This is a genomic window from Arthrobacter sp. 9AX (assembly GCF_902506095.1).
In the GTDB taxonomy this organism is placed as follows: Bacteria; Actinomycetota; Actinomycetes; order Actinomycetales; family Micrococcaceae; genus Arthrobacter.
Genome location: NZ_LR733293.1, coordinates 2511019 through 2522878, shown reverse-complemented (window position 1 = coordinate 2522878; position 11860 = coordinate 2511019). Strand labels below are relative to the sequence as shown.

Annotated in this window: 10 protein-coding genes and 3 pseudogenes; 6 read left to right on the top strand and 7 right to left on the bottom strand. The window is 63.4% G+C overall.

The annotated features are described in order from the left end of the window. Positions 1–56: 56 nt before the first annotated feature. Positions 57–1799, bottom strand: coding sequence for a DUF349 domain-containing protein (locus BACI348_RS11565; RefSeq protein ID WP_236557533.1), 1743 nt, complete (start codon positions 1797–1799; stop codon positions 57–59). A gap of 617 nt (positions 1800–2416) precedes the next feature. Then, entirely contained in the window at positions 2417–2647 is a 231-nt protein-coding gene (locus BACI348_RS11560; RefSeq protein ID WP_159825963.1) for a hypothetical protein, read from the bottom strand. Between the two features lie 711 nt (positions 2648–3358). Here BACI348_RS11560 and BACI348_RS11555 point away from each other — a divergent pair. Together BACI348_RS11555 and BACI348_RS11550 are read left to right on the top strand one after the other, a co-directional pair. Continuing rightward, positions 3359–3601 (top strand): hypothetical protein, encoded by a 243-nt coding sequence (locus tag BACI348_RS11555; protein WP_159825961.1) that lies wholly within the window; start codon positions 3359–3361, stop codon positions 3599–3601. A 674-nt stretch (positions 3602–4275) separates the two neighbouring features. Continuing rightward, positions 4276–4512, top strand: a pseudogene (locus tag BACI348_RS11550) (acyl-CoA dehydrogenase family protein); the annotation flags it as partial. A gap of 497 nt (positions 4513–5009) precedes the next feature. On the opposite strand, the gene BACI348_RS21110 reads toward BACI348_RS11550, so the two are convergent. From BACI348_RS21110 to BACI348_RS11535, 3 genes are all read right to left on the bottom strand, one after another. Then, positions 5010–5354 (bottom strand): Lrp/AsnC family transcriptional regulator, encoded by a 345-nt coding sequence (locus tag BACI348_RS21110; protein WP_159825958.1) that lies wholly within the window; start codon positions 5352–5354, stop codon positions 5010–5012. Then, positions 5351–5497, bottom strand: coding sequence for an Lrp/AsnC family transcriptional regulator (locus tag BACI348_RS21105; protein WP_159825957.1), 147 nt, complete (start codon positions 5495–5497; stop codon positions 5351–5353). The genes BACI348_RS21110 and BACI348_RS21105 overlap by 4 nt, the downstream gene beginning before the upstream one ends. A gap of 208 nt (positions 5498–5705) precedes the next feature. Continuing rightward, positions 5706–6281 carry a MarR family winged helix-turn-helix transcriptional regulator gene (locus BACI348_RS11535; RefSeq protein ID WP_159825956.1) on the bottom strand — a complete coding sequence of 192 codons (576 nt, stop codon included), beginning with the start codon at positions 6279–6281 and terminating at the stop codon, positions 5706–5708. Positions 6282–6389: 108 nt separating this feature from the next. On the opposite strand from BACI348_RS11535, the gene BACI348_RS11530 reads away from it, so the two are divergent. Together BACI348_RS11530 and BACI348_RS11525 are read left to right on the top strand one after the other, a co-directional pair. Continuing rightward, entirely contained in the window at positions 6390–7460 is a 1071-nt protein-coding gene (locus BACI348_RS11530; RefSeq protein WP_159825955.1) for an FUSC family protein, read from the top strand. Between the two features lie 873 nt (positions 7461–8333). Further along, positions 8334–8888 (top strand): HNH endonuclease family protein, encoded by a 555-nt coding sequence (locus BACI348_RS11525; protein ID WP_159825954.1) that lies wholly within the window; start codon positions 8334–8336, stop codon positions 8886–8888. Between the two features lie 123 nt (positions 8889–9011). Here BACI348_RS11525 and BACI348_RS11520 read toward each other — a convergent pair whose 3' ends face one another. Then, the gene (locus tag BACI348_RS11520; protein WP_159825953.1) at positions 9012–10058 is read right to left on the bottom strand and encodes an AAA family ATPase; all 1047 of its coding nucleotides are present in this window, start codon (positions 10056–10058) and stop codon (positions 9012–9014) included. Positions 10059–10636: 578 nt separating this feature from the next. On the opposite strand from BACI348_RS11520, the gene BACI348_RS11515 reads away from it, so the two are divergent. Beyond that, the gene (locus BACI348_RS11515) at positions 10637–10900 is read left to right on the top strand and encodes an antibiotic biosynthesis monooxygenase (protein WP_159825952.1); all 264 of its coding nucleotides are present in this window, start codon (positions 10637–10639) and stop codon (positions 10898–10900) included. A gap of 261 nt (positions 10901–11161) precedes the next feature. Here the strand turns inward: BACI348_RS11515 and BACI348_RS20690 are convergent. Next, positions 11162–11269, bottom strand: a pseudogene (locus tag BACI348_RS20690) (LacI family transcriptional regulator); the annotation flags it as partial. On the opposite strand from BACI348_RS20690, the pseudogene BACI348_RS11510 reads away from it, so the two are divergent. After that, a pseudogene (locus tag BACI348_RS11510) lies at positions 11268–11822 on the top strand (carbohydrate ABC transporter permease); the annotation flags it as partial. The pseudogenes BACI348_RS20690 and BACI348_RS11510 overlap by 2 nt on opposite strands. Positions 11823–11860: the final 38 nt, after the last annotated feature.

The window sequence follows — 11860 nt, the reverse complement described above, 5'->3', positions numbered from 1 at the left end:
CGGGTTATGTGGATAACCGGAACCGGGCCTGCAGGGAATCAGTCTGCCGAAATGCCCTAGGACAGTTCGCTGGCCGAGCGCTGGATCTGGTCCAGCCAGGCCTGGCGGGCTTCCAAAGCTTCCTGGGCAGCCTTAATCTTGCGCTGGTCGCCCGTCTTCTCAGCCTTGGCCAGATCTTCCTGGAGCCCGGCAATGGCGGATTCCAGTTGCGAAAGGGCGCTGTTGGTGCGTGCCTTCCGCTCCGGGTTGGACCGCTGCCACTGCTCTTCCTCGGCGTGGCGGACGGCATCCTCCACCTTCCGCAGCCCGGCTTCGACGCGTCCCATGTCGGCGCGCGGAACCTTGCCGGCTTCTTCCCAACGGTCCCGGACGGACTGCAGGGCCTTCTTGGCAGCTGCCAGGTCCTTCACCGGGAGAATAGTGTTTGCCTCCGCCAGGAGGGCTTCCTTGACCGTGAGGTTCGCGGCGTATTCCTGGTCGATCTCGTCGTTGGCTGCCTGGCGGGCAGTGAAGAAGGCGTCCTGGGCGGCGCGGAACCGGGCCCAAAGTGCGTCGTCGTCCTTGCGGCTGGCACGAGGGGAGGCCTTCCACTGGTCCATCAGGCGGCGGTACTCGCCGGCTGCAAAGCCCCAGTCGGTGGAGGTGGACAGAGCTTCGGCTTCGGCAATCAGCTTTTCCTTGGCCGTTTTGGCAGCCGAGTTGTTGCTGTCCAGCTGCGAGAAGTAGGCCCGGCGGTGGCGGTCGAAGACGGTGCGGGCGGCACGGAACCGCTTCCACAGGGCGTCCTCGTTGCTCCTGCCCAGGCGGACTCCACTCTTCTGCGCAGTCTTCCAGGTCTCGAACAGTTCGTTCATGCGCGCGCTGGAGGTCTTCCACTGCGTCTGGGCAGGATCCTGCCCGGAGATCTGTTCGGCTTCGGACACGATCGCTTCCCGGGCGGCGAGCTCGGAAGCACGGACGGCGTCGTGCTCAGCCTTTTCGGTCTTTTCGAGTTCGCCGATCTCGGCGGCGAGCTTGTCGAGGCGGGCTTCCGCGGACCGAAGGTCACCCACCATGTTGCGCTCGGCGAGCTGCCCGCGCAGGTGGGTGACGGTCTTCTGCATGTCGGTGCTGGGAGCCTTCGAGCTGACGCGCTGTTCAAGCAGCACCACTTGTGCCACGACGTCGTCATATTTGCGCGCGAAGTAGGCCAGGGCCTCGTCGTTGCTGACGCCGGGGTACTGGCCCACGGGGTGCTCGGCGCCGTCGATGGTCAAAAAGACGTGCCCATCACCTTCAACGCGGCCCCATTTCGACGCCTCAGCCAGCGACGTTGCGGGCGCTGCGGGAACTGGCGCTGCGGCAGGTGCAGCGGTAGTGAGTATTGTCCGGCCCTGGGCATCGAGAGCGCAGACGCCGACGCTGACCGTGTCCATGACCGTGCCAAGGAGGTGTTCTCGTTCCTCGCTCGCTCTTAGTAGCTCCTGAACCTCGGTTTGCTGTTTTCCCAGCAGGCGTCGCTGAAGGCAGAGTACGTTGTAAACCGCATAGACGGTGAGTGCAATGGTCGCCAGGATAACGGGCAGGAGCACTATTCGGACAAAGTCCGCTTTGGTGAAACCGGTGCCCAGGATGATCGGGGGCAGGACCGCGCTGAGGAGGGTCGCAAGAATGGCGGTGATGGCTCCGCTGCGGTGCTTGGTGGCGGACAGCCAGATCACCGGAAAGACGAGGAGGTAGCCCAGCACGGCGAGGTATTGATCGGCGGCCCCGCGGGTGAGTCCCACGGCCAGGCAGTCCAGGACCGGGATGATAAACACTGCCCGTCCCGGCAGCTTTTCCCATGGTACGAAAAGGCAGGCTCCGAGAAGAAACAGATGGACCGTCAAGCTGTACACGAACGGGCTGGACATTTCGAGCTCGGGGTGTAGGAAGGTAACTAAGACGGTTACCAGCAACATGGTTACGGACAACGGAAGCTGGAACAATACCGTCCGCCCACGAGGCCCCAGCTCGCGAAAAAACCGCTCCGCCGACACAAAAAGCATGCCTTTACTCATTTCAACCTTTTACTAAAGAAAACTGACTCTGATCCTATTGCCGTGCAAAAGGGACTGTGAAAAGGGAACCATCTCGTTTGCGGTCATTGCAGATGAGCGTGGTGTCGGTGACGGTCGGAAAGTGAGCTGTTGTGAAGCGGCGAAATGGCCCTCTTTCCGACCTTCGCTGACACGGCTTCGTGGCGACTTGGCCCAGGGCCGAAAAAGCTCTTTCGGCGGCCCAGGTCCGGGTTTCACGGGCTCGACTTCCTGGCAACCACGGGGCACGACCGGGCCGGCATCAGTCGGGGAGGGTATCCGAATCCACTGCCCAATCCGACTTCGTCAAATTACCGCCGCTTTATACTTGAGCGGGGTCTTTGCTGCCGGGAGATGTGTCACCAATGCTCACATTCCCGGGTGATTCCATAGGGGACATCGCCGCTCACAGCCACGGTGAAGGACGCGTGCCCATGCCGTGTGACGAGGACGCCATGTTTTCCCTCTCCGATAGCATCCTGTTGCGCCAATTCGACCGCCGCGTTCAGGTTCTCGTTAACGACATGCGCACTTTCTCCCGTAACGCGATAAATACGTCCGTTCTCGGCATTAGTAATCATGTGCGCCATTCCTGCTCTCCGTGTTCTCCAGGATCTAAGACATACCGTTTTCTTAGCTGGATCCCCACACCGAAGTGAGGTTCCGAAATTGCGCTCAGCCAAGCACAATGCTTGTTCTTGGCTGCGCCTTGCGTCCCATTCCTGTCTCTCCGAGGCTTTGAACATCAACTTCGTTTGCGATCCTACGGTCGTGCACGTTGGAAGAACGCGGCCGGAACGTCATCGCGTGCAGACTTGGGCGCAGGATGAACCACATCGTGCAAACGGGAACGAAAGCAGGACATCCGAACCGAGCTTCTGGCGGCAAACGATTTCGAGGACGTTGGGCAGAGGACTCAAACAGCCTGCGGATCGCCGCCGACAGCCATGGCCCCAGCTGACTGTTTCAAATGGCCCAAGGCATCCAAATGTGGGTCACACCGCAGAACCTCAGCGGGTAAGCAGACCACGCCATCATCTTCAAGACTCCAAGGAAAGGGACACAGAATTTGACGCGTTCTGGCAGGTACCTCTATCGGCAGGGGCATCGTTCTCCGGCGCAACACAGGGCAAGGACCGGGCTGGCGCCACGGAGCACATCCTCTCAAGCGCCCTCGGTCTTGTGCATAAGGGCCACGCTGACTTCCGCCTTTGCCAGCAACGCGGATAGCGGCTTGATCAGCGCCTTCGAAGGGCTGGGTACTTCTGCATCGTCCTACGTCTGGAGGAAGGCTCCGGGGTATGAGTGTGAACGAGTACGAGGCGTCGCTGGTCATCCGGTCCGGCGCGGAGCTGCTGGTAAGCGCTTCGTCCGACCCGCGCCCGGATGAAGGCTATGCTGCGGTCAAAGCCAATATGTCGCAGGCGCTGGAACTGATAGCGCAGGCGCTTGCCACCTTTGAAGCTGGTGTGGCGGGTACAAGCCGCTCCACCGGCTGGGTACAAGACCTTCGCGGTGTCGCGGATGACTTAGGAGAGAAGTGAGGCAGGCCGCCCTTCCGCCGCTAGCCAAACCGCGCCGTGTCCTGCGGATCAGCACTCCCCAGGAGCATGATTACACCCAGCGGCTGGCAAATAGAGAACGCGAGGCCGCACTGCGGGACACCGCGTCCAGAAATAAGCCTACTTACTACTAGGGAAGTGCGTAAACCATAGCCGAAGGCCAGGCTTAGCGTTCAGCAGTCCACGGGGCGTGCTGCCGTTCTAACTTTCCTCGACATCCCCGCGGGAGCTGAGCGCTGGCGGGCCGTTTTACGGGCCTCCCCGGGAGTTTCCGGGCGACGATAATAAAGATTCGGTAAGTTCCCGTAGCTTTCTGCGCAACTCTGTCCTGCCAAAGGTCAAGGCCAATCCTTCCCGCTTGGCCTGGCGCGGATGCCTGTGGATAATCTCCCTTTTAATTCCATTACCGTGAGCGTATGGAGCTCCAGGATCTGAGCAATGACTACGAATTGAAGTGGCACGTCTCGGTCTTTCGCGCAGAAGCGCTAGCCCTGATCGATACCGACTGTGTGGGGCACAAGCCCGTCGACGCCCCGCCCTGAGGACCTCACCCAAAGTTTCCTTGTTTCTCTAGTTAGTCTCGCTCCCGAGCTGGCGACACGTGGCGGAAAGCATGCCGTCTACGCTCAGCGGATGGGAGTTGCTCCCTCGACGCCGGCGCCCCGGGGCCCTGGGGCGCAGAGGCCAACATGGCCAAGCACCTCGCCTCCGAAGCCAGCTGGGCCGCCGCCAACGCCTGCCTTGACACCCACGGCGGCTACGGCTTTGTGGACGAGTACGACATCAAACGCAGGTTCCGCAAAACCCGCATGTTCCAGGTGGCCCCGGGCAACAACAACCTGATCATGAGCTTCGTAGCCACCCAGGTCCTGGGCCTGCCCCGCTTCTACTAGCCGCGCGGTGTTGCTGCCAGATCCACTGGAATGGCTGCGGTTGAATGCCTAGGTTCTAAGGCGAAGAACTGTGCGACTTACTACATGATGAGCGCCCTATTCGTGGCAGGTGCCCGCGATCATGCTGGTATGGAGTGCTCCAAAGCTTCCGCGGCGGACGATACCCTCAGTCTGGTGGGCATTGTCTTGTGCTCCTGCTGGCTGATGGAGCTCTCATCGGGAGATCTGAGAGGGCCTTTAAGGCCTATCCCCGGCCATTGAAAGACGCCGATAACCAGCCTTCCGTCATGCTGGCCAAGCTTGGATACGTGCCCCTGCTACCCGGACCTGCTGTCACATTAAGCGGTCCATGGCTGGGGTCAATTCAGGTTATCCACGGCAGGAAATCTAGAGCCGTTGGGGTAGCTCCCTAGCAGCAGTAGCGGTGGATAACCTACGGAGAATTGTCCCCGGTTGTGGGCGGCGGCAACCTACTTCGGTGTTCCGACTCCTGGGGCTCAGTCGCTGGGTCTGTTGTCCTGGCTCCCTGGCTTCCTGGCCCCCCGCTGAACGACCGGAGCCCAGCGCTTGGGCGACGAGAAGATAAACGATGTCGCAGAGCTGCCCTTATCGTGGAGCGAATCGGTGAACGGTTCCAAGTCCCGGATAGTCTCCGCGACCACACGCAAGATGTGATCGTCCTGGCCCGCCACCCGATGATTCTCGAGTACATACGGGTCGGCGATAGCCTGGGTTGCGATTCCGTAGGACTGCAGCTTGCCGGTACTTTCAATGTGAATGGAAGCTTCAACCGCGTATCCAGCAGCAAGGGGATCGACACGGGCACTGTAGCCAGTTATCACTCCGTGCCGCTCAAGACGCGCACTCTGCTAGCGACCGCGGGGGCGGTCAACCCGACGTGCCGCCCGAGCTCTCGGTAACCGAAGCGAGCATCTTCCTTGAGCAGCCGCAACAATTCCCCGTCCACATCATCCAGAGTCGCCATGCCCGAGATTCCAGCCGTCCGGCTTTCCAAATGGATACTTTTTCGCTCAACAACTCTACAAGGAGCGTTCCGCTGATGGCAGCCGTCTCCCTGGACTGGATGCCACGTTTGAACAATCACTCTTCGCAACCCGCGCCGTTGGTGGTCTACCACGCGGAACCCAGTAGCGCGTCGGCTGATGCTCACCCGAAGCGCGCGCTGTTGCGGCTCATCCGGAGGGGTCGAGCGCGCCATTCCGCCGGTCCTTGCTGGACCCGGCTTGGTGGCCGCGTCCTTGCTCCCACACGGAGGTCAGTGCCCGCAGGGGATCGACCAGGCCCTCGACGGCCCAGGCCGGGGCTTCGGCGAGTAGGGCATCTTCCAGGGCGAGCTGGGCGGGAATCACCTCGTCCACGAGCGCGGCGCCAGTATCGGTGAGGACGAGCAGGGACGAGCGGCCGTCGGCCGGGTTGGCCGTTCGGCTCAGCAGTCCCCGAGCCTGGAGGGCGTTCAGCCGCATGGTGATCGCGGAGCGCGGGACAAGCAGCGTCTGGGCCAGCGTCGTAGGGCTCAGAGGTTCGCCCGTACGGCGCAGCGCGGAAAGCACGTCCAGCTCGCCGCGGGTGAGCCCGTAGTCCGCGAGGAAGGCGTCCCTGGCTTCGAGGATAAGGCGGGAAGCGCGCAGCACGCGGTGGATCACCCCGAGGCTGCTGAAGCTCAGGTCCGGGCGCAGCCGGGCCCACTCACGCTGCATCCGGTCCACGACGTCGTCATGAGCGGGCAGGCCGTCTGCGTCCTGATCCATCCGGCCCCTCCGCGCCCCCGTGGCCGTCGCCTCGGTCACCACAATAGTAGTTCATACGTGTAGTAACCTTGCAATACTTCATTCCTGTACCACTTCGGAAGGTCAAAAATGACGCACGCCACCCCCACGCGGTCCTGGTGGGCGGCTGTCTTCGACCTGGGCCCGCATGCCGGCGCCCATTGGACCGCCCTGCGCGCAGGCCTGGCGATCTTCGTGCCGCTGGTGGCTTGCTTGGCGTGCGGTCGTAGCGACCTGCTGCTGTATTCGGCGATCGGTGCCTTCACCGCCCTGTACGGCCGACACGAGCCGGCACGGGTGCGCCTGGCCATGCAGGCGCAGGCGGGCGTGGTGCTGGTGGTCGGCGTCGTCGTCGGCGCCCTAGTGGCGACCGTCCCGTTCCGGCTCTGGTTGCTCGTCCCGGTCGCGGCCGCCTGGGCCGGCGTCGCGGTAGTGCTAGCCGAGCTGGGGCGATGGCATCCGGCCGGAGCTCTCAACCCGGTCTTCGCCCTCGCAGCCTCGGCCACAGTCCCGATCGCGCTGAGCACGGTGCCCGCAGCCGCCGTCGCTGCAGCTGGCGCGGCCGTCTTCGCGCTGCTGCTCGCCCTCCCGGGTCGCACCGCCCGCGACGACGGCGACCCGGTGCGGTATTGGCTGTCGTGGCGCGGCCTGCGCCCGTCCGATCCGGTGGGACGGCACGTCGCCCGCTATCTGCTCGGTATCGCCGCCGCCGGCCTCGCCGTCGCGACCAGCGGCATCGGCCACCCCTACTGGACCTTCGTCACGGCATGCGTCCCCATGTCGGCACCCGACCTGCAGGCCCGCCTCACGCGCGCTGCCCAGCGGGTGATCGGCACCGCCGCCGGCCTCGGCGTCGCAGCCCTTGTCCTGGCCGCCCACCCCAGCGGCTACGCCGCCATCGTCGTGATCGCCGTGCTCCAGGCGTGCACCGAGCTGACGACCGGGCGCAACTACAGCCTCGGACTGGTCTTCTTCACCCCGATGGCCCTTCTGCTCGGCGATCTCATGCTGCCAGCCTCGATCGGCACCCTCCTGACTCAGCGCGCCCTCGAGACCGTCATTGGCCTTACCATCGCTCTAGCTGCCACTGTCATCACCCACGAAAGGCGCACTCCTACGAGCCGGGCCCGACCGCGTGATCACCTGCCCGACCACGTGTAAAGGCGGCCACGTGGAGGCGAACCTGTCCTCAGCCGCGGGGCTCCTTGTCGTGTGGCGAGTTCAGGGACACACCCAGTGAGACTAGGTGGTCGGTCACAAAGCGCTGCAAAAACCAAGGCGGTAGTCCACGTTGTCGGCTTTGGCCTGGCGGTGCTCGAAGACCGTGAACGTCGATCCATCGCCAAGTCAATCAGTCACTGCATATGCCCGCCACCGGGCAAGTGCCTGATAAGAAGTACCGTGTACTTGGCCTCATCTGTGGTCTGTAGGGACGCCAGCAACTCAGGGATGTGCTAGCGGTCCCACGCCGTCCTGGCTGATCCAGGACGGCGTAACGATGTTCACTATCTCGCGCCGGCTCGGGCATGCCTTTACGCGGACGACTGCGCAGGTCTACGGGCACCTGGTGCCGGAGGCGCTGCAAGCCGGGGCTGACGCTACGGACCGGTCGATAACGACCTTCCTGCGCTAGCGAAGGTTCTGGAGAACGCTTGGGCCGGTGGATTTCTGCCTCAGGGAACGTTACGGTGCGCTGAGCCAGTGTGAGTGCCCCCTTCGGGTTGCGGTTCGGAGGCTCAACCAGGCAGGTGACGCCGGACGCCGAGTATGCGCGAGGATCAGGGGAGTAAGGGCCTGTGACGGGCACCACGGACACGCCTACCAGCGGCAAGCATCGGGCGAAGCTAGCGTGGAACAACCCGCTGCAAACGAAGGACCACCAAGATCATCCGCTCCGCCGCCAAAGCCCTGACAGCCACCACCGCCCTCCTTCTGGGCGCATCGCTTGCCGGATGTGACGCCGCCGCCAACGCCCTCGAGGTCATCGAATCTCCCGCCGGCATCGCTGCGGGGTCGCCTTCCCCGGTAGATGCAATGAACGCGCTCGAACACCTGAAGAGTGTCCCGGTGAAAGGCCGCGCCCCGAAGACTGGTTACACCCGTGATGAGTTCGGACCTGCCTGGGCTGACGTTGACCGCAACGGCTGCGACACCCGCAATGACATCCTCGCCCGGGATTTGACGGACGAGTCGTTCAAGCCCGGAACCAACAATTGTGTAGTTGCCAGCGGAACCCTGGCCGACAGGTACACCGGTACAACCATCCACTTTGTCCGTGGCCAGGACACCAGCTCCGGTGTCCAAATCGACCACATCGTTGCCCTCAGCGACGCCTGGCAGAAGGGCGCGCAACAGCTCAACGCTGACCAGCGCAAGGAACTCGCCAACGACCCGCTGAATCTTATGGCGGCCGACGGCCCTACCAACGGTGCCAAAGGCGACAAGGATGCCGCGACGTGGCTGCCTCCGAACAAGGCCTTCCGGTGCGAATACGTCGCCCGCCAAACGGCCGTCAAGACTAAATACCGCCTCTGGGTCACTCAAGCCGAGCACGACGCAATGGTCGGCATTCTCGAAGGCTGCAAGTAGACCCTCTTAGTGCTGGTGGAATTCATGCGGCACGCAGTGGGGTCGTGATGCTTTTACCCACTCGGGACCGGCAGGTGCATTCGCCTGACAGCGGCCGCGGATCCGATCAGGCCAGCAGCCCGGTCAGGCCAGCAGCCACCGCCACCAGCGTGACTTGTCCGGTTCCGGCGCCGGTTCCGGTTCCGGTTCGGGCTCCTCGCCCAAGGCCAAAGCGGCCTCGACGATGTCGTCCGCGGTGAGGGTCATGACGGCCTCACGATCGAGGTCGTCCAGACTACGTTCCTGGTCGAGCGACAGCCGCAGCGCCTGGCGGTTGAGTGCCTGTTCGAACAGTGTGCGGGCGAACCGTGCGTTGCCGGAGTCCTCGCCGGCGTGGAGCCCGGTGAGGATGCGGCGCAGCATTTGGTCCGCACCCGGCTCCAGCGTGTACTCGTGCTGGGCCAGCATCTGGTGGAAGATCGTCTGAAGTGCGTCGACGGAGTAGTCGGGGAACGTGATCTCGCGGGCGAACCGGGAGCGCAGTCCGGGGTTGGAGAGCAGGAAGGACTCCATCAGCCGGGGGTAACCGGCCACGATCACGACCAGGCGGTGGCGGTGGTCCTCCATCCGCTTGAGCAGGACCTCGACCGCCTCGGGGCCGAAGTCCATCCGGCCGTCCTCCGGGGCCAGCGCATAGGCCTCGTCAATGAACAGGACACCGTCCAGTGCACGCCGGATCACCCGGTCGGTCTTGATGGCGGTCTGGCCGACGTACTGCCCCACCAGGCCCGAACGGTCGACCTCGACCAGGTGGCCTTTCTGCAGCAGGCCCACCGCGCGGTACATCTCGGCCAGGAGCCGCGCCACGGTGGTCTTGCCCGTGCCCGGGTTTCCGAGAAACACCAGATGCTGTGATGTGGCCACCTCTGGCAGGCCGTGAGCCTTACGGCGGGCCTGAACCTGGAGCAGTGCAACAAGGGCCCGCACCTGTTCCTTCACGGTCTCCAGTCCCACGAGGGCGTCGAGTTCGGCCTGCACCTCGGACAGCGGCCGGGCCGGCCCGGGCCGCGCACCGACGAGATCGCCAACCAGGTCGTCGACGCGCTCCGAACCGCCGGGCAGCTTGAGCTGATCGGCCAGATGGCCGATGGTTTCGCGCAGGTCGTCGAGCGGATGGCGGCTGGGAGCCATGCATCCACTGTAATACTCGAATCCCTACCGGCGCGGGGCTGGCCTCTCCCGCAGCAAGCCTTTTTGGTCGCAGTCCGGGACATACCGGCCCTCGTCCGCGATCCTGTCAGGGCCCGGGAGTCGGCACCATGGAGGCTGACGAGAGCGGCAGCGTGCCGCCGGCGGCAGGTTTCGCTGCCGGTCAACTGATTGACAAGCACCCGTCACTTTCGGCTAGTAGGGTCCGCCCATGGACGAACTGTTGGTAGCCCCCACCCTGACCGCGAAGGACCTTGCAAACTGGCGCCTGGACCCCAGGCTCGCCGAGGATCAACAGCCGGGGGAGCGGGTTGGCGGATTGATGGTTTCATTCAGGCAGGGCCCTCGCCTACACCTTTTGCTGTGATGCGGGGCCACCCGAGTGTTCTTGGATCGGGTCGCCGATCCCGTTGACACGCAGGCCCTGACCGGAGTAACACAGCAAATGGCGGACCACCTCCAGGGCCGCCGCAAATGATTGAGCCGCTTCGTTCAAATCAGCTGCATGCCGCATAGCGCGCATGACGGAACAACGTGGCACGCTTCAAAGGAGAAGCACTATGACTGTTGCACTCATCCTGCACCGCGTCGCCGACTACGACGCATGGCGGAAGGTCTACGACTCGGTGGGCGACATGCAAAAGGAAGCCGGAGTGACCCAGGAGGCGGTACACCGGATGGTCGACGACCCCGACAACGTCCTCGTCATCCACCACTTTGCCGATGCGGACACCGCCAAGGCGTTCTTCGGCAGGCCTGACCTAAGGGAAGCAATGGAACGCGGTGGGGTCCAAGGCCAGCCACGCGTCGAACTGTTCGAGTAGCAGCGGTGCAGGCGACACGAAAAGGGTGAGCCCCGTTCGCTGAGCCCACCCTTTACGATTCCCCTCGCAGTCAAATCCCCATCCGACCGCCTCCATAATAAGCATGCTTATTATGGAAATCTCAAGTCCTGGCCCGCGACGTGCTGTTCCGTGTGAAGGCGGTGGCCTCGGAGCGGCCCGAACTGCTGCGCCGGGGAGCCGCCCTCCTGCAGTCACTCCTGGCCCATCGTGGCCTTCTGCGTGTGGGAGTCGCTGGTCTGTTCAGGGGACGCCAGCGGTTGAATCCCGGACAATCAAGTGCGTGGCAAGTTCCACGCGATGCGAGTCAAGAACTTCCCCGCGGGCCTGCCTAAGGAGCGACCGCAGCGCCGTGCTTGCGGACCCGGGCCTGTACAACGCCCTGGGACTTACCTTCCTGATCATGATCGCCTCCTGGCTCGTCCAGACCCCGATCAGCCTCCTCCTGGGAGTCTTCACGGCAGGAAGCCAGCGCTACCGTGCCGCCCTGGCGGTGCTGTATTTCTTGCCTTTGCTGCTGTCATCAGCAGCAGTGGCCATTGCCTTCAAAGCCTTGCTGGACCCGAACTTCGGGCTGGCCACCGGCCTGGGACTGCCGTTCCTGGCCCAGGACTGGCTGGGCGTACCGCATCTGGCACTGGGCTTGGTCATCTTCGTAATTGCCTGGCAATTCGTGCCTTTCCATACGCTCATTTACCAAGGTGGCGTGCGGCAGATCCCTAAATCGCTTTACGAAGCCGCAGAGATCGACGGAGCGGGAACGATCAAGCAGTTCTTCCACATCACGCTCCCGCAACTGAAGTACACCATCATCACCTCGTCCACCCTGATGGTGGTCGGATCGCTGACGTACTTCGACCTGATCTTCGTCCTGACCGGCGGCGGTCCAGGAAACTCCTACCGGTTCCCTGGCCACTTCCGTCCCCGCCAAGCGGGGGATCG